Source organism: Methylophilus sp. UBA6697 (assembly GCF_002454655.1).
GTDB lineage: Bacteria > Pseudomonadota > Gammaproteobacteria > Burkholderiales > Methylophilaceae > Methylophilus.
In genome coordinates this window covers 98,133-119,814 of record NZ_DKJH01000001.1, presented here as the reverse complement: position 1 = coordinate 119,814, position 21,682 = coordinate 98,133, and the positions used below count along the sequence as shown (strand labels likewise).

At 51.8% G+C, this 21,682-nt stretch carries 19 protein-coding genes; 6 read left to right on the top strand and 13 right to left on the bottom strand.

From position 1 onward, the window contains the following. Nucleotides 1-3: 3 nt before the first annotated feature. Together B3355_RS00510 and B3355_RS00505 are read left to right on the top strand one after the other, a co-directional pair. Nucleotides 4-2,430, top strand: a complete 2,427-nt coding sequence (locus B3355_RS00510) for a penicillin-binding protein 1A (RefSeq protein ID WP_019880965.1) — start codon at nt 4-6, stop codon at nt 2,428-2,430. Between the two features lie 28 nt (nt 2,431-2,458). Further along, a complete protein-coding gene (locus B3355_RS00505; RefSeq protein WP_024930317.1) occupies nt 2,459-3,100 on the top strand; it encodes a hypothetical protein in 642 nt (213 codons plus the stop codon). A gap of 2 nt (nt 3,101-3,102) precedes the next feature. Here the strand turns inward: B3355_RS00505 and B3355_RS00500 are convergent, their stop codons facing one another. The 6 genes from B3355_RS00500 to B3355_RS00475 form a co-directional block, all read right to left on the bottom strand. Continuing rightward, complete coding sequence (locus B3355_RS00500; RefSeq protein ID WP_292779115.1) at nt 3,103-4,824, bottom strand: TolC family protein; 1,722 nt, start codon at nt 4,822-4,824, stop codon at nt 3,103-3,105. Next, nucleotides 4,821-6,128, bottom strand: coding sequence for an HlyD family secretion protein (locus B3355_RS00495; protein ID WP_292779113.1), 1,308 nt, complete (start codon nt 6,126-6,128; stop codon nt 4,821-4,823). The genes B3355_RS00500 and B3355_RS00495 overlap by 4 nt, the downstream gene beginning before the upstream one ends. Beyond that, complete coding sequence (locus B3355_RS00490) at nt 6,121-7,797, bottom strand: ATP-binding cassette domain-containing protein (RefSeq protein ID WP_292779111.1); 1,677 nt, start codon at nt 7,795-7,797, stop codon at nt 6,121-6,123. The genes B3355_RS00495 and B3355_RS00490 overlap by 8 nt, the downstream gene beginning before the upstream one ends. Before the next feature lie 105 nt (nt 7,798-7,902). Continuing rightward, nucleotides 7,903-9,300: an ammonium transporter gene (locus B3355_RS00485; RefSeq protein WP_024930313.1), complete on the bottom strand. Its 1,398-nt coding sequence runs from the start codon at nt 9,298-9,300 to the stop codon at nt 7,903-7,905. A gap of 15 nt (nt 9,301-9,315) precedes the next feature. Then, complete coding sequence (gene glnK, locus B3355_RS00480; protein WP_018986930.1) at nt 9,316-9,654, bottom strand: P-II family nitrogen regulator; 339 nt, start codon at nt 9,652-9,654, stop codon at nt 9,316-9,318. A gap of 59 nt (nt 9,655-9,713) precedes the next feature. After that, on the bottom strand, nt 9,714-10,676 hold the full coding sequence (locus B3355_RS00475) for a TorF family putative porin (protein WP_292779094.1): 963 nt from the start codon (nt 10,674-10,676) through the stop codon (nt 9,714-9,716). Nucleotides 10,677-10,901: 225 nt separating this feature from the next. Between B3355_RS00475 and B3355_RS00470 the strand changes: the two genes are divergently transcribed. From B3355_RS00470 to B3355_RS00460, 3 genes are read left to right on the top strand one after another with little or no spacing between them, the layout of a single operon-like run. Further along, nucleotides 10,902-11,150 carry an accessory factor UbiK family protein gene (locus tag B3355_RS00470; RefSeq protein WP_019880955.1) on the top strand — a complete coding sequence of 83 codons (249 nt, stop codon included), beginning with the start codon at nt 10,902-10,904 and terminating at the stop codon, nt 11,148-11,150. Nucleotides 11,151-11,195: 45 nt separating this feature from the next. Beyond that, on the top strand, nt 11,196-12,695 hold the full coding sequence (locus tag B3355_RS00465; RefSeq protein ID WP_292779092.1) for a YifB family Mg chelatase-like AAA ATPase: 1,500 nt from the start codon (nt 11,196-11,198) through the stop codon (nt 12,693-12,695). 12 nt (nt 12,696-12,707) lie between these two features. Beyond that, on the top strand, nt 12,708-13,211 hold the full coding sequence (locus B3355_RS00460; RefSeq protein ID WP_292779090.1) for a DUF1993 domain-containing protein: 504 nt from the start codon (nt 12,708-12,710) through the stop codon (nt 13,209-13,211). 4 nt (nt 13,212-13,215) lie between these two features. Here the strand turns inward: B3355_RS00460 and B3355_RS00455 are convergent, their stop codons facing one another. Further along, entirely contained in the window at nt 13,216-13,602 is a 387-nt protein-coding gene (locus tag B3355_RS00455) for a hypothetical protein (RefSeq protein ID WP_235272961.1), read from the bottom strand. 258 nt (nt 13,603-13,860) lie between these two features. Between B3355_RS00455 and B3355_RS00450 the strand changes: the two genes are divergently transcribed. Next, nucleotides 13,861-14,016: a hypothetical protein gene (locus B3355_RS00450; RefSeq protein WP_019880917.1), complete on the top strand. Its 156-nt coding sequence runs from the start codon at nt 13,861-13,863 to the stop codon at nt 14,014-14,016. A gap of 308 nt (nt 14,017-14,324) precedes the next feature. Here B3355_RS00450 and B3355_RS00445 read toward each other — a convergent pair whose 3' ends face one another. Genes B3355_RS00445 through B3355_RS00420 form a run of 6 tightly spaced genes read right to left on the bottom strand, consistent with a single transcriptional unit; the run spans nt 14,325 to nt 21,526 of the window. Then, on the bottom strand, nt 14,325-18,350 hold the full coding sequence (locus B3355_RS00445) for a pilus assembly protein (RefSeq protein WP_292779081.1): 4,026 nt from the start codon (nt 18,348-18,350) through the stop codon (nt 14,325-14,327). A 12-nt stretch (nt 18,351-18,362) separates the two neighbouring features. Next, the gene (locus tag B3355_RS00440) at nt 18,363-19,058 is read right to left on the bottom strand and encodes a pilus assembly PilX family protein (RefSeq protein WP_047515444.1); all 696 of its coding nucleotides are present in this window, start codon (nt 19,056-19,058) and stop codon (nt 18,363-18,365) included. Further along, nucleotides 19,048-20,202 carry a PilW family protein gene (locus B3355_RS00435; RefSeq protein WP_292779078.1) on the bottom strand — a complete coding sequence of 385 codons (1,155 nt, stop codon included), beginning with the start codon at nt 20,200-20,202 and terminating at the stop codon, nt 19,048-19,050. Before B3355_RS00435 ends, B3355_RS00440 begins: the two co-directional genes overlap by 11 nt. Then, entirely contained in the window at nt 20,202-20,606 is a 405-nt protein-coding gene (locus B3355_RS00430; RefSeq protein WP_292779075.1) for a type IV pilus modification PilV family protein, read from the bottom strand. The genes B3355_RS00435 and B3355_RS00430 overlap by 1 nt, the downstream gene beginning before the upstream one ends. Then, nucleotides 20,600-21,112: a GspH/FimT family pseudopilin gene (locus B3355_RS00425; protein WP_019880909.1), complete on the bottom strand. Its 513-nt coding sequence runs from the start codon at nt 21,110-21,112 to the stop codon at nt 20,600-20,602. The genes B3355_RS00430 and B3355_RS00425 overlap by 7 nt, the downstream gene beginning before the upstream one ends. 3 nt (nt 21,113-21,115) lie before the next feature. Continuing rightward, nucleotides 21,116-21,526 (bottom strand): type IV pilin protein, encoded by a 411-nt coding sequence (locus B3355_RS00420; RefSeq protein WP_292779070.1) that lies wholly within the window; start codon nt 21,524-21,526, stop codon nt 21,116-21,118. Between the last annotated feature and the right edge of the window lie 156 nt (nt 21,527-21,682).

Sequence of the window (21,682 nt, the reverse complement as noted above, 5' to 3'; positions counted from 1 at the left end):
CGCATGAACTCAAGAAACTGGTTGCAGTCCCTTCTTTTTCTTTCCATTATCGGCAGCTTGATCGTCGCCGCCCTGCTGGTGTTGATGATCAGCATTCTCTATCCTTCACTGCCTTCGCTAGACGCACTGACGGATTACCATCCGAAATTGCCGTTGCGCATTTACGATGCCGAAGGTGGCCTGATTGCCGAATTTGGCCAGGAACGGCGTGCCTTTGTACCGATTGAGCAAACGCCAAAAGTCATGAAAGACGCCATTCTGGCCATTGAAGACCGTCGCTTTTACCAGCACAACGGCATTGATACCACCGGCATTTTGCGCGCCATCCGCAACAACCTGACCGGCCGTGGCCATGAAGGCGCCAGCACCATCACCATGCAGGTCGCCAAGAACTTCTTTAGCAGCCCGGATACGCCGCGGAATATCTGGACCAAGATCAAAGAGGCCATGCTGGCGATCAAGATCGAAAACGCCATCAGTAAAGACAAGATTCTTGAGCTGTACCTGAACCAGATTTACCTGGGCGAGCGCGCGTATGGCTTTGCCACTGCGTCCAAAACCTATTACGACAAAGACCTGAAACAAATTAACCTGGCTGAGGCTGCCCTGCTGGCAGGCTTGCCCAAGGCCCCTAGCAAATACGACCCCTACATTCACCCAGATTACGCGATCAGGCGCCAGCATGAAGTGCTACGCGACATGCACCGCTATGGCATGATTAGTGATCGTGAGTTTGAGCAGGCCATGAACACGCCACTCAAATTCCAGTCGTCGAAACGACAAGTACAAGCCCTGGGAGGGGAATACGTTGCTGAGATTGTACGGGCGACCCTGTATAAACGTTATGGCGAGAAAGCGTATACCAGTGGCCTGCGCGTCTACACCACCATCAACAACAAGCATCAGGCCGCCGCGAACACGGCTGTGATTCAGGGCATTATCAATTTTGAATTGCGCCATGGATTCCGCGGGGCCGAGCAGATTATTTCGCTGCCAGCGGGCAAACTGACCGCCAGCGGTGCCAGCGAACTATTGCGGGATTTTGTCACTTACAACCAGTTTGTGCCCGCCTTGGTCACCAAGGTCGAGCCTAACCTGCTCACTTTGGTCACCAACCGTGGCGCCGTGCTCAAGTTGCAGGACAAAGCCATTTTGCTGGTGAAAAACCATATGCCCCCGGCCAAACGCACGCCATTGTCGCTGGTGCCTGGCGCGGTGATCCGTGTCTACCAGCAAAACGACGGCTGGTCTGTGGTGCAATTGCCAGAAGTTGAAAGCGGATTTATGGCGCTCAACCCGGAAACCGGGCAGGTACAGGCCCTGATCGGCGGTTTTAGCTTCCAGCGCAACAAATACAACCATGTAACACAAGGCAGACGTCAGCCAGGCTCCAGCTTCAAACCATTTATCTACTCGGCCGCCCTCGAAAAAGGCTACAGCCCGGCCAGCGTATTTGAAGATGCCCCCATCAGCTTCACCTCTACCGAAACCGGTAGCAATAGCAGCTGGGAGCCGCGTAACTACGATGAAAAATATGCAGGCCCCATGCGTTTGCGTGAAGCGCTGGCACAGTCAAAAAATACAATCTCTATCCGCCTGATGAATGCGATTGGCGCCCGCTATGCGCAAAACTACCTGCGCAGATTCGGCTTTGACCCCAAGGATCACCCAGCTTACCTGTCTACCGCGCTGGGCGCTGGCTCTTCTTCGGTGTGGCAAATGGCGGCCGCCTACGCCACGTTTGCCAATAGTGGCTACCAGGTGCATCCTTACCTGATCGAGAAGATTATCGACAGCCGCGGTAAAGTCATTCAAGCGGTACAAGCAGGCAAGCATGTGTCGCCAGAACGGGTCATCGACCAGCGCAATGCCTTTATCATCACCACCATGCTGCAAGACGTGGTGCGCGACGGTACGGCCAGGGCAGCTCTGTCACTACGTCGCCCGGACATTGCCGGTAAAACTGGCACCACCAACGACCAGTTTGATGCCTGGTTTGCCGGCTATCATCCGAAAGAAGTCGCGGTGGCCTGGATGGGTTATGACAATCCACACAATCTGGGCCGCGGCGAAACCGGTGGTCGCGCAGCATTGCCGATCTGGATCAATTACATGCAACAAACCCTGACTGGCTTGCCGATCTACCAGTACAAAGTGCCGGATGGCGTATTGCAACTGAAAGTGGATGCTTACACTGGTGCGCAAGTGGGAGAAGATGACCCTGGCATTTATGAATATTTCTACGAAGAACACTTGCCACAGTCACAACCTGAAAACCTGCCCGGCCTGTTTGACCCGGAAGCAGAACATGCGCCAGAAGACAATGAACCATCCTTCCTCGAGCGCCTGATCGGCGAGCATAGTGGTGGTGGCAGTGAAGACAAAAAACTGCCGACAAACCCGGCGGCAAAATTACTCAGCCCCAATTAGAGACGAATTCAACTTAAAGCTTGATGCGATGTTTGACGACTTTTCAAGTGATCTGCGGCAAGAAATAGCACAGTCCGCCGCGCGCCTGATGTTTGAGGAAGGCATCAGTGACTATGGCCGCGCCAAACGCAAGGCAGTCAAGCTCATGGGCATACAACAGGATGCCCCTCTGCCAACCAACGCTGAAATTGATACAGCCTTGCGTGAGTACCATGCCCTGTATGCCGATGAAAATGATGCGGCGCACTTGCTGGAATTGCGGCAAGCGGCCTTGCACACCATGCAGCTACTCAAAAAGTTTAATCCGCATCTGATCGGCTCGGTGATGGAGGGCACGGCAGGCCCTTATGCTGACACCGACATCCATGTGTTTGCGGAAAGCGGCAAAGAGCTGGAGATTTATTTACTCAACCAGAATGTGCCTTACCGGCTGGATGAGCAGCAATTTCGCATGTCAGACCGGCCGGGTAAGCAAAAGCACGACCTGGTACGCAAACGGGTGCCGGTGTTGCTGGTAGAAACGCGTTTTGGCACACAACGCATCAGCGTATTTGAAACCGATGATATCCGCACCGCACCACGTAAAAATGGTGAAAAGTCGGGCATACACCGCATGAACCTGCTGCAACTGACTGAAGCCCTTTACCCGGGCAGAACCATCAGCGAATAAGCTTATTGCAAACTGATCTGGCCATGCCCAAGTACGGTACCAGTGGCATAAGCCATATCCACCAGCGCCACCTGGTAATCACTAATGGCGCGAATTTCTTTTAACTGCGCCTCGCCCAGACGCGTTAGCGTTTCCAGCACCTCGGTCATGGTGCGCAAACCTTCATTAAACTGCTTGAGCTCGGCTTCATAGTTAATACCAGCCACCAGCACTTGCTGACGCGCTGCAATAATGCGCTGCCAATTCTGGTCCACTTTATCCAGCGAGTCATGTATCTCGCGTTTTACGGTCAGCGTTTGTAACGTTTTGGTGGTCAGGCGCTGCATGCGCTGTGCCACGGCCCGATCCAGCTTGGCCTTGCGCGCTTCGTTACTCACCGGCATTTCAAACTTCAGGCCGACCGACCAGTCGCGATAACGGCCACCAAACAAGTCCTGGCCGATATCACCGAAACGCTCGCCGGAGCCGGACAATGCCCCATACTGGTAATCCAGCGTGAATAACGGCAAGGTCTGGTTTTGCAGATAATCAATCTGCACCAGGTCAGCACTTAGCTTCAACTCCTGATCCAGCAACTCAATACGGCTATCCAGCGCATCGCGGATCAAATGCGCACGGTCAAACTCAAACTTGACCAGGCTAGGCGCCGTCATTGGCACCCATGGCGACTGGCCTGTTTGATCATCCGGCAAATCATTGAGTAAAAACTGTAATTGCCGTTGTGCCAGTTTAAGGTTAGTTTCTGCCACAATCAGCGCTTCCATGCGGTCAGCCACGCCGATATCGGCACGATTGATTTCTACAGCGGCCGTTAAGCCTTCCTGCACGCGGCGCTTGACCATGGCTAGGTTCTGGCTGGCATATTCGAACTGGTTCTTGCGCACATCGAGCGCCGCCCACGCCTCGTAAAGCTCCCAATAGGCTTTGTCCACAGTAGCGACAATGCGTATGGTCTGCAAGCGGGTTTTCAACTGCACGCTGTCGCGGTCCAGCTCGGCAACACGGATGCTGGCTTCGTTCACCTGCTGACCCGCATTACGTAGCAAAGGCTGGCTAAACGAGAAGCGCAAGGCACTGCGGTACTGGTCGCTGGCAAACTTGCCCAGGCTCTGCCGGTTTTCCAGCGGCGCACTCAAGGTCACGGTACCGCCCGTACGCAAAGGCACTTTGACACCCGCTTCGACATCCCAGAATTCCTTTTTTTGCGCATCCAGGTTGAGCTTTGCCAGCTCGCCATTCAACAATGCATTGTCTGACTTGAGGATGACTTTATCGCCTGCCATGGCAGGCGTGTCTTTTTCGGCATATTTGGCATAAGCAAAAATCACTTGGTCAAACTTGGCCTGCTCTTCTCGTAGTGATTGTCTCGCCAGCTCTGGATCCATTTTTGCCACTTTGATTTGCAAATTGTTTTGCAATGCCCGCTGGCGAATATCGGCAATGGTGACTTGAGAGCCTGGTGCCATTGGCACAATACTTTCACTTTCCGGGCTATCAAACGGCTTTAACGCACTTTTTAAATCAACCGTCACCGACGATTTGCGTTGCTGCTGTCGCTTGACCGCATCGTGTAGTGGTAGGCCAGGTTGCGGACTATAGGTTTCTAACGCCCGCCCTTCGGTCTTTTCCAGGCGTTGCCGCGCCCGCGTGTCTGTCACCTCATCGGCCAACAATGCGCCCCAAGGCGAAGCAAGCGCTAATAGTGTTACCAGCCAGCGCGTCATGCGGCTTTGCCTCCGGCCTGTTGCAAGGGCACGGGTTCTGGCGGGATACGTGGCGGAAAGCCATTGAGCAAACGCCACAATTCATAGCCTATGGTCACACGCTCAAGCAGTACCCAGCCTTTGGCGCTGATGCCCTGGCGCAAAAACCTGGCCGATGGCCATTCTGGTGTACCGGCTTTATGCACAACCATGATACGGAAATGACCTGAGCCGTTATCTGTCGGATCGACAAAGGAAATTTCACCTTCAAACGTGCCAACGCCGACCTGCGCCCAACCGGGCACCTGTATCGCAGGCCAGCCTTCAAACTCCAGGCGCACACTGCTGCGGGACGTAATCAGTGGTGCATCACGGCCATCAACCCATAGCTCGACCGCGCGCTGCGAGGTATGGGGCACAATCACCAGCAAGGGATCGCCCTGCTTGATAATTTGCGATTGCGAATTGACCGGTAACCTGAAAATCGTGCCATCCCTGGGCGCGACAATGCGCTGCATATTTTGCCGCGCCAGTGAGATTTCTGAATTGTGCAGGCTATTTTCACTGTCTGCGGTTTCGCCGCGAATCTTGTTGATCACCGCAGAAGTGGAGTCTAAATAGGCCTGGGTATCAGAACGGGTTTGCTGGATATCCGCCGCCGCCGAACTGGCTTCTGCTTTGGCTGATTGCCATTGCGCCTGCGCACTATTAAGGTTGCGGCTGGCAATAATATGGTCACGTTCAGCCACCTCCAAATCACGCTTAGACACCAGGCCATCGGCAAACAAACGTTGCAAACGATTGACTTGCAGGCTGGCCGCATCCAATGTCGCCTGCGCCGAATTCACCGCCTCCTGACTACTGCGGATTTTCTGGTTGGCCACATCCAGCTTGTATTGGGCCGCAGAAATCTTGGCATCGCGCGCGGCGGTCAGGTTCTGTTTCTGTAACTCGTAATTACGCAACTCATCTTGTTTCGCACCCAGCTTGCTTTGCAAATTATCCCGCTGTGCTTCAAGACGCTGCTTAAAATTAGGATCAGTATCGGCAATCTCCAGCAGCAAATCGCCCTCTTTCACTTGCGAGCCCTCTTGCACATGCCAGCGATTGATCAGGCCATTCACCGGCGCATCGATGGTTTGTACGCGCTCGGAAGGTGAATAGGCAGTCACCTTACCCAAGGCCGTCACGTTTTGCTGCCAGGGTAAAAATAAAAACAAGGTCGGCAAACCCACTAACAACCAGGCTAACCGTTTGACCCAGACACGCAAATGCTGCGGCGTTTGCACGCTGTGCATCAGCGCTTGTTGCAATTGATTATGCATGATGGTCTCCCGCCTGGTTGCGCGGGCTATCCAGGGTCATCACCTGCTGGAATTGCTGTGCAATATGGGGGAAGCGCGTGGTCACAATCAACATCCAATCTGACTGGTGGCGCTTAAGCAAGGTCAGCACCTGATCCAGCTCCTGCTGGCCGAGCCCATCCAGCAAGCCATCAATGATCAGCAAGTCCGGACGTCCTATCATCGCCCTGGCCAGCATCAGGCGTTGCAACTGGGTATACGTCATGGGCGCACCATAATCGGTCAGTACGGTATCCATGCCCTTGGGCAATTGGCTGATATCTTCCCACAGGCCCAGCATTTGCAAGATATCGACCATGGCATCCAGCGTGATGTTAGTGCGGGTCAGGCGCAGATTATCCAGAATAGAGCCATGCTGCCACTCGACCTTATTGGCAACACCAATACGGTCACGCAAGTGGTCCAGGTTCAGTTGGCGCAAGTCTATGCCGCCATAACTGATATAGCCTTGGGCAGGTTGCCTGAGTCCGGTTAACAGCTCGAGCAAGGTGCTTTTACCACTGCCCAATGCGCCCAGAATCGCCATACTCTGGCCATGTTGCAATTCAAAACTCACCTGACTCATCAGTGCTGGCTGAGCAAGATGACTAAAACCCAGGCCAACCACTTTTAAAGGATGATAGCCGTCCAGGCTGGACTGATGCTCACCCACCGTCTCCACCGGCAAGGTCTCCAGCACGCCTAATTTATCGACCGCAGCCAGCAAATCGTAAAAATACTCCAGCTTGGTCACAAAGCGCACAAAGGCAGACAGCACACCAAAAATAATCAATTCTGCCGCCACAAACTGGCCCAGGTTAATCTGCCCCTTGATCACTAAGGTGCCGCCGAGAATCAGCATGCCGGTGCCGATCACCGCATACATGCCAACCGCGCCAATCAACTGCATCATTAATACGCGGAAATGTTGTACTCTGGCACCCAGATAGTTTTGGGCCAGCACCTCAGTATTTTCTGTAGTACGTTGTTTGGCACCATAAAACTTGGATAACCATTTATTGCGTGCAATGTTTTCCAGCCATGCCGCCATATCGTACTTGGCCTTGGACTCCTTGAGCGCGGTGGTTTCCGCCTGCTTGCCCAGCAAAAATACGACAGCCCACAATACGATCAGCATCAGGATCACCAGAATGCCGAAGTACAAGCTGTAAAACAGTAAGACCACGCTACCAATCAAGCCTTGCAGCAAGGCGGTCAGGCCAACCGTGAGCAGGGTTGCCACCGATTTTTGCACCGTCTGAATATCAAAGTAGCGGTTTACCAGCTCCACTGGATTGTGCTGGTCATAGACAGAGACATGAATCTGTTGTGTGTTTTGCGCAATGAGCAAACTATGCCGCACAAATACCCGGCGTTGAATCAGCTCAACCAGGAAACTCTCAATCGCGTAAATCCCCCCCGACAAGGCCAGCAGGCAAAACAGGATAAAGCCGACCACATACAAGGGCTGCAACACGCCGCCCATGGTGACGATATTGACCATGGTCTGTACCGCCACAGGCGTCGCGATTCCCAACACGCCATAGACTAGTGTCAGGTAAACCAGAAGCAGGATATCCTGCTTTTCAAAGGCGGCGAGTTTTAATACCCGTTGTACCGGGCTCAACAGGGAGGGAGTTAGATTTGCCATAATTAAGAGTTATTTTAGTTCAGGCCCACTACATGGATACAAATGTATTTTATTAAGTTCAAAAAAAAACGGCTCAATGAGCCGTTTTCTTTTTCACATCACGGATTACAGGCTGTAAGCACGCTCACCATGCTCAGTCGTATCCAAACCTTCGCGCTCGTATTCTTCACTTACGCGCAAGCCTACAACAGCGTCTACAACTTTGTAAAGAATCACACTCACGATACCCGTCCAGATCAGGGTCACCACGACGGCGATGATTTGGGTAGAAACCTGACCACCCATGGTCACGCCTTCGGCATAACCAACACCACCCAAACCAGGGGACATCAATACGCCTGTACCTACCGCGCCCCAGATACCTGCCAGGCCGTGCACACCGAATACATCCAGTGAGTCGTCATAACCCAGCGCACCTTTCAACTTGGTCACGCCCCACAGGCTGACGAAGCTGGCAGTGAAGCCCAGAATGATAGAACCCATCGGACCGATGAAACCACATGCTGGTGTAATCGCAACCAGGCCAGCTACCGCACCGGATGCAGCACCCAACATGCTTGGTTTACCGCGGAACAACCACTCAGCCAGGATCCAGCCCAATACAGCAGCCGCAGTTGCCAGTTGTGTGTTTACCAGAACCATACCTGCAGTGGCATCAGCAGCCAGTTCGCTACCTACGTTGAAACCAAACCAACCCACCCACAGTAATGACGCACCAATCATGGTCATGACCAGGTTATGCGGAGGCATCGCTTCTTTACCGTAACCGATACGTTTGCCCAACATCATGGCGCCAATCAGCGCAGCCACACCAGCGTTGATGTGTACAACAGTACCGCCAGCAAAGTCTTTGGCACCCAATTCAGCCAGATAACCACCACCCCACACCATGTGTGCGATTGGGATATAAGCAAAGGTCACCCACAACGCTGTGAACAGCAATACAGCAGAGAACTTCATACGCTCAGCAAAACCACCCACGATCAATGCTGGTGTCAACGCAGCAAAAATCATCTGGAAAGTCAGGAAAACATATTCAGGGATAGTGCCAGACAAGCTGTCCGTTGTAATGCCTGACAGGAATGCCTTGCTCAAGCCCCCAACGATGGCATTACCTTCACTAAACGCCATACTGTAGCCGTAAGCCGCCCACAACACGGAGATCAATGAGAACACCACGAAAATTTGCATCAACACGGAAAGCATGTTTTTCTGACGCACCAAGCCACCATAGAACAGGGCCAAACCTGGGATTGTCATTAAAATTACCAACACAGTGGCCACAATCATGAATGCGGTATTACCTACATCCAATGTTGGTGCAGCCTCTGCTGCCGCTGGCGCAGCTTCTGCAGCAGGCGCTTCGGCCGCTGGTGCTGCATCAGGGGTGACTGTTTCTTGTACTGTGATCGTTTCAGTCACAGTCTCTTCAGCATAACTCACTGGGGTTGCCGCCAGGCCAATCAAGGCGACCAGTGATAACATGGAAAGAATTTTCTTCATAGCTGAAGCCCTTTCTTATAGCGCATCCGGACCGGTTTCGCCGGTACGTATACGGTAAACTTGTTCCAGATCGAAGACAAATACTTTGCCATCACCGATTTTGCCAGTTGCAGCCGCTTTCTCAATCGCATCAACGACTTGATCAAGCATGTCGTCCTTGATGGCTACTTCGAGCTTCACCTTAGGCAAAAAATCCACGACATATTCTGCACCACGATATAACTCGGTATGCCCCTTTTGACGGCCAAACCCTTTGACCTCAGTGACTGTGATGCCTTGTACGCCAATGTTGGACAAAGCCTCACGCACTTCATCAAGCTTAAATGGCTTGATTATTGCGGATACAAATTTCATTTGCTTCTCCCGTTGTTAACTCTGACGGGCACGATGCCCGCCAGATCTAAACTTGCTTTTTAGAATGTACGACCGAGGGTTAATACCAAACGACCTTCATTCAGGTTTTTACTTTGTGCTGTAGTCAAGTCGCCTTTGCCGTTAAAGCTTGTGCCACCGTAGCCATTTTTGTCCCAGTAGCGGGAGTTATCTGACTCAACCCAGTATACACCGGCGTTCCAGCCCTCGGTAGCACCAATCTTGAACGCTTTGCTCAAGCCAATTTTCCAGTCTGTGTAGTCTGGATTAGTTGCGCCACTCAGTGACTGACTTGGGAAGTTATCAACCCCACCAGTACCAGTTGTTGAAAAGTTGTAGTTCAACTTACCCGCAACATTCAAACGGCCCACGTGAGCAATTAAAGTCAAATCCCACCATGGCAATGGATAAGCCGCGTTCAATTCAAAATAGGTAGAACCTTTAGTGCTGCCATCCCAACCTGTTGATTTATCCGCGCCCCACCAGTCGGTCAGGGTATAAGACAATTTACCGCTCAACCAGCCATAAGACAAACCGACGTTAGCCTCATAAGTATCCCAGCGGCCGCCTTTTGGTGTTAATGGATCGTTAGGGTTACCAGATGTTGGGTTAGATGCGCGGTATTTTTTCCAAGAGCCACCTGGATACAGGTAACCATACAGACCAGCACTCCAGCCCAAACCTTCAACAGCAGGTACGCTACCATTGTAACCAGCATAAATATCAATTTCAGTGGTTGAATCTGGATAAGTGTTAGGCGTGACACCTGAACCCCAGACACCAGCATAGAAGCCGCTAGAATGGGTAATATCCATACCACCTTGTGCGGTTGGCTTATGCCATGATTGTGAAATACCACGTGAGTAGTAATCTGATACAAAAGAAACGTTACCGGTCGCAGACCAGTCAGATTTAGCTTCTTCTTTAGCCTCTTCAGCTGCGTATGAAGCTTGTGCAAAAGATAATGCACCCAAAACTGCTGTGAGCAAAATAGATTGACGCATTTATGAGTCCTCTCTCTGTGAAAATCTTTGATCGAATTGTTGTAAACGAGAATGAAACAACATTGACCACAAAGCAAGGCACGTGCCAACCTATATAAACTNNTTAATTATTAAAAAAACATAATAACAAATTGTTTTTTATTAATTATGAACTTATTGTATTGGGGTAATTATATTTTCAACCCTGCTATACATGCTAAAATATTGTGCAAAGGAGTGCTTACCATGCTATTTACCAACGAAAAAATTAAAGAATTATCTTTTAAAATCAAACAACTAGTTGATTCAAGCCCCATTTCAGAGCTAGAAACCAATTTGCATGCACTATTTCAGGGCGCGCTCACCAAAATGGAACTTGTTTCACGCGAAGAATTCGATATTCAGTCAGCACTATTGGCACGTACCCAGCAACAATTGAAAACACTGGAAGAAAAAATCAGCCAGCTGGAACAGGCTCAACCAGCCAAGAAGTAAAAATTAATTTACAATTGTTAGCATTCCAATATTCAGGAGTGCGAAATGAGTCTGGCGGTGTTATACAGTCGTGCACTGAGCGGCATGGACGCGCCAGAGGTGGTGGTAGAAGTGCATTTGGCCAATGGCTTGCCAAGTTTCACCATCGTCGGCCTCCCTGAAACCGAAGTAAAAGAGAGCAAGGACAGAGTACGGGCAGCGATACAGACGGCACAATTTGAGTTCCCAGCCCGTCGCATTACCGTCAACCTTGCGCCGGCCGACCTGCCAAAAGAAGGCGGACGCTACGATCTGCCGATTGCGCTCGGCATTCTGGCCGCCTCAGGCCAACTGCCCAAACAACAGCTGGCAAATTATGTGATTGCCGGTGAACTGGCGCTCACAGGCGCATTACGGCCAATTCGTGGCGCGCTGGCGATGACATATCAACTGCTACAAGACAAAGCGGGCACCAGAGCGGCTATCTTGCCCCAAGAAAGTGCATATGAGGCGAGCCTGGTCGAAGGCTGCACCATTTTTGCGGCAGACAGCCTGCTTGATGTATGCGCGCATTTGTCTGACAAACAATCGTTGCCACAACACCCTTTGGTCACGCCTGCAATAAACACCTTGCTGCCAGATTATCAGGAGGTCAAAGGTCAGCTGCGTGCCAAACGCGCATTGGAGATTGCTGCGGCCGGCCAGCACAGCCTGCTAATGAGCGGCCCACCAGGCACGGGTAAGAGCATGCTGGCGCAACGGTTTGTCGGCATCCTGCCAGAAATGACCACGCAGGAGGCGCTTGAAAGCGCAGCTATTTTGTCACTGACCGGACAGTTTCCAGCAACGAACTGGAAAAAACGCCCCTTTCGGACGCCACACCATACTGCCTCGGCAGTGGCATTGGTCGGCGGAGGCAGCGTGCCACGCCCCGGTGAAATCAGCCTCGCGCATCATGGCGTGCTGTTTTTGGATGAGCTGCCGGAGTTTGACCGCAAGGTGCTGGAAGTATTACGCGAGCCGCTCGAAAATGGCAGCATCACCATTTCACGTGCCGCCAGGCAAGCCACTTTTCCGGCACAATTTCAGTTGATTGCCGCGATGAATCCCTGCCCATGCGGCTACTTCGGGCATTACAACCAGCGCTGCCGCTGCACACCAGAACAAATCTTACGTTACAAAAACAAGCTTTCCGGTCCCTTGCTTGACCGCATTGACATGAATATAGATGTCCCAGCCCTTAAACCAGAGGAGTTGAGCCAGCATCAGCCAAGTGAAAGCAGTGCCAGTATATGCGCCCGCGTGACGCTGGCGAGACGGCGGCAAATGCAACGCCAGCAAAAGCCTAACGCGATGCTAGGCCCGCTGGAGATTGCGGATGTTTGCCAGCTCGGTGAACAAGCTAGCCACCTGTTACAAACTGCCATGCACAAGTTCTCATTATCCGCCCGTAGTTATCACCGCATTCTCAAGGTTGGCAGGACTATCGCTGATCTGGCCGGTGCAGAACACATGAGTGATGCGCACATTGCAGAAGCGTTACAATATCGGCGTTATGACTATTAAGAGGATTACGCCATGCATTTATATGATGTCAGTATCGCGCCATTGTTACGCACCTTGCAGAACTTGAAACACATCCTGCAACAAGGTGAATTGTATGCTGAGCAGAAAAAGGTGGCGCCTGAAGTGCTGCTGAACAGCCGTTTATCTGTCGATATGTATCCGCTCACCAGACAAGTGCAACTGGTCAGCGATATGAGTAAAGGTGCAGGCGCTAGACTGGCCAGATTGGAAATTCCGCAATATGCCGATGATGAAACCAGCTTTGACATGCTGTACGCCAGAATCGATAAAACCATAGATTTTCTGGCACAAATCCAACCAGAACTGCTGGAGGGGGCTGACAGCAAAGAAATCGTGCTGACGATCCGCAAAGTGGACCTGACATTTACCGGGTTGGACTACCTGCAAAAATGGGTCATGCCCAACGTCTATTTTCACACCACCACGGCTTATAACATTTTGCGCCACCTCGGTGTACCGCTTGGCAAAACCGATTATCTCGGCCAAAAACGCTAATCACTCAGGCAGGTTTGCGCCAGTAGCCAGTCGCGCCTGGCTGCGCGTTTAACATGGCCTGCCGACGCAGCGTTTCATAAGCCTCAGCCTCAGAAATACCCTGCTCATGTGCGATACGTGAAGCTTGCTGATTGGCTTGCGTTACCCAGGCCGGATTCTGCTCATAGCCGCGATCTTGCATGCAGCGATCCAGTACGCGCGACTGCCTGGCCGCTTTCTCCAGCTTCTGAAACGGCAAGACTTCAGGCAACCCAGCTGCTGCCTTGCTGGCAATCAGGTCACACTGATTAATCGCCTGCGCAACATCGCTCTGCGGGCTGATGGGCTCAGCCTCCGTCAGTGACTGCCAATACCAGAAACCTGCATAGCATAGCAGCAACAGCCCAAACACAGCGAATATCCTTGCAATCTTCATCAGCCAACCCTCGCTCTAAGTGCTTTTATTGTGCGCCATTTCAGGACAGATGAATAGCAAGGTCACTGTCATCTAAACAATGCATTCACTTCATGAAATCTTCACACAACCTGGTTAACATAGTTTTAATCGATGGTGATATGGAAAACCGCCATAAACCAGAATGCCCGACTTAAGAATGGACCAAGCATGACGTTAATACAGTTATACACACCAGCAAATAAAGGAAGAATCATGAGCGAATGGCAAGATGAGCCACTGACCTACACCGCCAGTATGCCTGAGCTGATGACAGCACAGGACATTATGTACCTGGCTGAGGACATTGTGGCTGACAATAATATTCAAGCGATTTACAAACCTGCAGAGCTCTCACTGGAAGTGGTTTAGCGCCAAGCATTGTTGCCCGGTATACAGCCGCGGCCAATCTGTACCAAATTCACGCACGACCTCTGCAACATCCCCCTCTGGGCACGCGTTTCAGGCACGCCTAGACACTCCCCTTGTGTTTGCCTAAAATAAACCTTCGACCATCACCATCACAGGAGGCAACCATGTTTTTAGGCGCGGTAGGCATCTATACCCTGATTGGCGTTGTTGTAGCGATTTGCCTGATTTTGTATGTGTTTGCACAACGGGTGAAATAAGCCGCAGGTAACAAAAAAGCCCCGTTAGGGGCTTTTTTATTGGTGACACTTTTACTGTATCAACTCATGCCAGCTTTGCTTGGTGCCATAGCTGCCATTGTTCTTCTGCTTGAAAATCTCAGTCGACCTGCTCGTCGCCGAGAGGCCAAATACCTGGTCGTCCAGACTCAGTTGCTGCGGTGTTGGGTCATTGCTGCCCGTCACCACCACATGTGGCACGCCATTACCGTCATAAACGATATTGAAGCCCACCGCCGGGGTAGTCATGCGCTCGGAAACGATGCCACTGGTTAGCAAAGAGCCGCCTTTTTTGTAGTTAAAGAAGTTAAACCAGCCATAGCCTGCCCCGTTGCAGGCCTCACTGCTAGGCACCATGGTGGGCATCAGCAAAGCACCATTTAATAACAGCGGGTCCAGGTTGACGCGCTCGCCCGCCGGGAAATCCAGCACCCAGCCATAGCCGGTATCAAAATTGACCGTCCCACTCGAGGTCACGACACGATCACCACTCAGTGATTGCGTCGTCAGTTGCGCACGCCCGATCGCCGTGGTTTGCCCGTTATCTTTAAACGTGTATGCAGAGTTTTGTGGGGTGTTTGTCAAATCAGCCGGTTCGAGAAACTTCCCTGTCCCCACCATGACCACCTTGTTATTGTCGACCTTACCCAATTCTGGTTGGGTAGTGATTTTTTGCACATTACCGCCGCCATCACGTAAGGTCGCAATTTTAGTCACTGCATTGGTGTTGATGTTAAAGCGCCAGATGTTGCCATTTAAATCACCGCCATACACATTCAAGGCCATGTTATTTTCAAACATCTGGTCAGCATAGGCCGAGATTCTTGATAGGCCACTAGGCTCGCCAGCACTGCCTTCACCGGTAGAGAGAGTTTTCAACACGCTGCCGGTATTGGCATCGAGCACATACAGGTAACCGCCGCCATTCCCGGTTGGCGTGTTAGCGACCAATGTACCATCATTCAATTTACGCGCATTGGTGCCATTGTTATAGCCCGAAGTCACCAGCACTACCCAGCGGCCATCCTGCATTTTAGTCACCAGCGGGTTACCAAAGGTATACCCCAGATTACTATTCGCGCCGGTGGTCTGTGCATAAAACTCCCACAGCAACACGGGGCTACCGGGGTTCGTCACATCAATGGCAAAATAGCCACGCCCGCCGCCATTTAACCCAGAAACCAGGATAGTGCGCCAAATAGCGCTATCGCCACTGCAGCCGGAGATACAAACATCGGTGACCACCGGGCTGCCATTCACGTAATTGGTATGGTAATTGGAGCCATACTCTTTATCGGCCAGATTGGCCAGGTTGGCAATCACCGGGGTGGGGATAAATGCCCACAGCTCATTACCGTTATCGGCGTTGAAGGCATGTAACATACCATCATTGGCGCCCACATAGACCGTTCCACTTTGCAAGGCTTTTCTTGATGCCTTATAGGCTTTATAACCGGCATCCAGATAATCCACATTAGAGGCTTTGAAATAAGCGGGGCGTGACTGTGAGATATCCCCCAGCGTTGCTAACCGCTCACGGAACCAGCGATTATCTGCAACCGGATTAGATGAGGTATCTTCGTAAGTCTTATTCCCTCGGAGATAATCCACCAACTTGCCGGCTTTATTAGGTTCAGTCATCCGCAGGTCACTGGCAGGCAAGCCCTGCATCTGGCTCAACGCTTTATACCCATTTTCCAGCGTAGTGCGATGCTGCACAGGTAAGTTATCTGCCGTAAACAATACCATTGCATTATTGGCATTAAAGAATATTTGACGGTTTGCACCCAGCTGATTCTGTAACTTGCCAGTACAACTGCTTGCAATCGCCACATAACACGAGGCAGGCTCACTCATGCCAATGGCAGAACCTAATGCGCCCCCTGCATTCCCGCACGCAGTCTGATCAGAGTTAGTCGTTTTACAATACAGCTTACCGTCCTGGCTAGCCGCCGTTGCAGGTGAGGTACATGTTTCTGCGGCCACATTCTCAACGCACCATACGGCGCTTTCTGACGTTTGCAAAGAGGTCGTGTTGACCGTGCGTGCCTCCAGATTGCCTGTCCACTTCACGGACTGGTAACTGGCCACATACTGGAAGTTATCCCCATTGGTCGGCGCCAGGCTACTGGCGGCAGCGGCGGCACTGGCGCCCTGGATAGACTTGATCTCGGACAAGCCCTTCGCTAATGACTCACGTAACAACTTGGGGTTGCTGGCACTGTAATAGGTGCCGCCTGCGTTTACTGCCGCATGCCATAAGTCATCAATACGGGTGCCATCCTCATTGAGGGTTGGGTCCGGCCAGTTTTTTGCATTGGAAGAAATATCCTTGTAATCGCCGGAGGTCCGCGTTTTGTAGTCCTCGGTGTAAACCAATGTGCCGTCAATGCCCAGGCCCAAGGTCATGGTCACCATATTCTGTTTTGGATAATCATTGGTTGTACCACACACAGAAGAGCCTAAGCCACCGGTACAATTCGAGAACGTATTATCCCGGATATCCGTATCATAAAAATACTTGGCCGTATCCGCCAGCGTGTTGGACTTAGCGCTACTGTCGAACTGTGGCCGTGGACTGCTACCGTCCTGGTCACCGATGGCTGTACTATTGATACGGGTTGGATTGCTACTGTCGTTCCAGTAACCATCCGTGGTCAGCAAGGTGAAATTAGACTGACAGGCATATTGCATCGGGTCATCATTGCCCAATGTTTTTTTACCAGCAAAATGCCGCCCTACGCTGGATAGTGCCGTACGCAACGGGGTGCCGCCACTGGCAGACACCGCAAACAGTTTCTGGTACCAGGATTGCTTCTGGCTAGCATTAAACGGTGCCAGTGCCAGATAGTTGGAACTCGGACTATTAATGGTGACCAAACCAACGCGATAACGGGAATCCAGCGCCTTGAATGCCTGGCTGGCTGCCGTTTTCATCGACTGCATACGTGTACGGTAATACGCCCACCAGTTAGCAAAGTTGGTCATCTCCTCGGTAAGCGTACAAGTAGTGCCGGTACAATCCAACCTATCCAGCCCTTTGGTCGTTTTTCCTGGGGCTGTATAAGGGACATCACTTGAAATCTTGACGTAGACCATGCTGCCGGGAATGTCAGTGGTGGTATTAGTCGTCAGTTGAGCCGTGTAATTGCCACCTGTCATGGTGACTTGAATCGGGGCGGCGGTGTTCACTGGCTCACCAGCAGGCGTAATAATCGTCAGCACATTGCTGCTGATATTGACCGTATTACCGCTCAGGTTGCAATTGCCCGACAGACTGGTACGGCACATATTATTGCGCACCTCACTGGCAAACTGGCTGCTGTTATATGAGTTGTTGACTGAGACGGTAGTGGATAAAAGCTCAATATTATTGATTTTTATGCTTTGTATGGACGCATTATTACTGGTCTTGTTCAGCGTCAGGGTATAGGTGGAGATAGGCCTGCGCAAATTGGTATAGGTATTGCCGTCATTCACGGTACTGCTGGCATTGCGGATCTTCTGGCAATACATGGAGCCGGTCAAACTGCGTCTGGTTGCAGCCGTGCTGGTGTTACACCAGCGGATATTGGACGGATAAATATAGCTTCCCGTTGCCTCTTTCGAGATCACGCAACTGGTCAGGCTAGGCGTGGAGCAGAACTCTCCTGGGATAAACGCATAGTAAGTCGCCATCGAGCGGATATCAGTGGTCCCGTTTTTGCCACCGCCCAGATCATTCACCTCATTCGGCACCGCCGCAAAATTAGTCTGATTGGCCATACTGGCGGCCAGGTAGGTCAACGGCGGGCTATATTGCACCTCTGGATTGTAGTACTGCGTGTTGTAATCCGCATTATCAAACAACCATGGTGAAGAAGAGTTGGACCAGTCAGGCGCATAATCCCAGCCCATACTGCCCGAGTTATCCAGCACAAACATGAGGTTTGGTTTGACATCCGAACTGCCGGAGGTTTGCAACGGCATGGTCGCCAGATCCAGAAATTCAGCTTGCACAAGCCCTGGTAGCAATGCGCCCAGCCAGAAAATTTTTTTGATCCAATGTTGGCTTTTCATCGTTCCACCCATTTAGTTGGAGATAAACGTTTGCAAAAAAGTGACGGTGTTTTTGGGTCCTGCGATACGCAAGGTGACCCGATATAACGGTGAATCCGAACTGGCAATACAGCGCTTGAACAGCTCAAGATTTGTAATATTATGAGAGCAGTTTTCGCCATTGCTGGGGGAGCTGGCCATCATGCAACGGGAGGCATCACTTAACGCAGCACCATCAGCAATTTCAGCATCACTGTAATTACACATGCGCTCTACAACATAACGGATTTCATTCCCCTGGCGGTCTACACCGTTGCGGATTTCATCATTACCATCGGTCTGGCTGGGGGCAAGGCTGCTATTGCCGTTATTCCACGCCATCGTCGTCAACTGGTTGCCATCACACACTAGCGCATCGGGCCGGGTATCAAACTGGCTACAATTGGCGTAATACCCCAAGCCAGGATGGTGCGCCGTACTGACCGACAGCGATACGTTTTTAGCGATACTCTGTGCAATGCCTTCCAACGCCACATTTGAGGCCGTACTGGCCGATTGGCGGAACACCATATTGCCTGAAAGCAAGGCATTGGTATCCACACTGCGTATCAGGGCCACCGCCGCAATCGACATTACAGCAAGTGCCAGCAAGGCAAAAAACAGCACGATACCGGTTTGGCGAACCAAAGGCCTGCGTGCCACTCGAGACAATAAAAGGCTATAGCGCATCGCGGTTCCAAATAATGTTTCTGAGCGGGATAGTGGCTTCAAAGCTACGGTAGCGGTAGCGCTGCCAGTTGGGCACGCCACTTAAGTCAACACCGGCAGGATTGGCATCCGCCTGCCAGATGCACACTCTGCTCACGCCTGCTGCGGCACCGTTACATGTCTGGCTCACATTGCTTCTTTGCAAATTGCCGTCCCTGGCGATCACTGCAATGCGGATCGCACGGATACGGTTACGGTCCATGAGCGCCATCGTCGGCCCAAAAGTACCCGTGGCATCAACCCATCGATCAACCCGGTTCAAATAAGCGGCAGCGGTGGTGGTGGTCGCCGTGGGGTCTATGGTCTCGGTAATCCCGTATTGTGCCTGCAAGGCCACAATATCACTGGCGACGGGTACCGCCGCGCTATTCGGAAATGGCGTGGTGCCGGATGTGCCTCCGGTGCGCGTCAGTTCCATGGCGGCATTCACCGTATATTCATACTGATTCCATGCGCCCAAACAGGAAAAGCGTACCCAATCGGCACCATTCAAAATGCTCACCGGGCTGGCCGTAGGCGGTGTATTAATTTCAGACAAGGTATTTATGGTGCGATCAGAATTAACTTTTTGCAGGCGGCCAAGGCTGCAATTCGGATTGGTCGGTGTTTGATGAAACAGCACCACATCATTCTCCTGGCAACCAATCAGGCGGCCATCCAAAGTAGGCGCTGTCATGGTCCCCGTGGCGCGCAAGGATGCACCACCACTGGCCGGGTTGCCATAGCGGATGCGCACAATGTCGCTGCCTGTGCCGCCGTCTACAATCACCACTGGCGACAAGTTAATAATCACTCCGCCCTGGTTAATCGAGGTGTTGATCGGGCACAACAAAGGAGATGGGTCACTACTGTTATACAAAGGCAGGCCATAACCCGCATTCTGCGCGTCGCGCTGCATGTAATACATGGCCAGCACGCCGCTTGATTGCGCATCAGCCCCCCCTGCAATCATGCGTTTGCGAGCTTCGAAGCCACTAAACAGGTTGCTGATGGCAAGAGTCGCCACCAGACCAATCAAAATACCCACCAGCAACTCCACCAGGCTCAAGCCCGTCTGGAAACGCTGGCTGCGTAAACGTGAAAACATGCGCATAGATGTATTCATCACGGCATCACATCAAACAAATAACTGGACGCATTGACCTGATGACGGTTACCGCCAGGCACTTGCCAGCCAACCGTCACCGTCACCATGGTGTTGGTCAGTGCCGAGAAAGTCAGCGTACCATTCGGCAACTGGGATTTGATTTTGCTCTTATCCACCTGGGTAATATAGTTTGCCGCATCTCCACCAAAAGCCATCATGTTGGCGATGTGTGTTTGTGCGATCAGTTGTGCCTCCGCGCGGTAGCGATTATCACTGCTGTTCTTAATCATGGCGCTTTGCAAACCCACCAGTGCCAGCACGCCCATACTAAAAATCACCAGCGCTACCATAGACTCAATCAGCACCGAGCCCTGCTGCAAACGCATGGCAAAAGAACGCTTTTGTCGTGAAAGAATTAACATGCCCTAGGATCCCCTGCACCCGACACGGCCGGATCACATACCCTGGCATTGCCCCCGGCTGCCAGTAGCACGCGCAAAGCCCTGCGCTCTTCATTCTTGACTTGCGTATTGGTGACATTGACCACCGTCAGCCCCACGGCCGTCGCCGGGTCACGCGTACCAAAACTGCTAAATACCGCAGTATCATTATCTGCCGACACCGCTGTATTTGTAGAAGACCCTTCCGTGGCACTTCTTTGCGTAATCAGCGCCGGACAGCCCGTGACCACAGTGACACAACCAATCTGCCAGGCACTATTGGTTTGCAGGATAAATTTGACCCTGGCATTACGCTTGATCGCCTCCATCCTCGCTTGCTGTAAACCGCTATGGATAGACTCCGCCACCGTACGAATCTGGGCGTTGCCAATCGACGTCTGGAAGGCCGGAATCGCAATGGTAGCCAACGAGATCAACACCGCCATGGCCACCACCAGCTCCACCAATGTAAATCCTTGCTGACGCATCTGTTAGCAAGACCCTGAAGATGAAGTCAGCCAGCAAGAACTGCCCACTGTGCCATCAAACTTGGAGGTTTTGGCATTATCCTGATTGACTGTGAACTCGAAGGCACCCATGTTATTGGAAGCTCGGCCAGTGGCTCGCAAAGTGTAGGTAGTCGCCGACTGGTTATCAATGCTGTAATCGAAAGACTTGGCATCGCTAGGCACACAAACGAACCCCACATAAGTAAAGTTATCCTGAAAGAACTGCTCAGCCTGCACCCGGCAATTAGCCAGATTGGCGGGGGCCTCTGCGGCGTTGCCACTTTTCACATAGTCCTGATACCCTGGCACGGCAATACTGGCCAGTAAGCCAATAATCGCTACCACAATCATCATTTCAATCAGGCTAAAACCATATTGATTTGGGCGCTTCATGATCAAACCCCTTTTAAGATAGCCTTATCATGCAAACAGCAGGCTGTCATGTCCAGCAGCAGCCGACCAATGGTTGAGATTGCCCGACAAACGGTCAAGTGGCGGCGCAGGCACCATGAGCCACTGGCGGTTTAATGGTAAAATGACGCACTATTT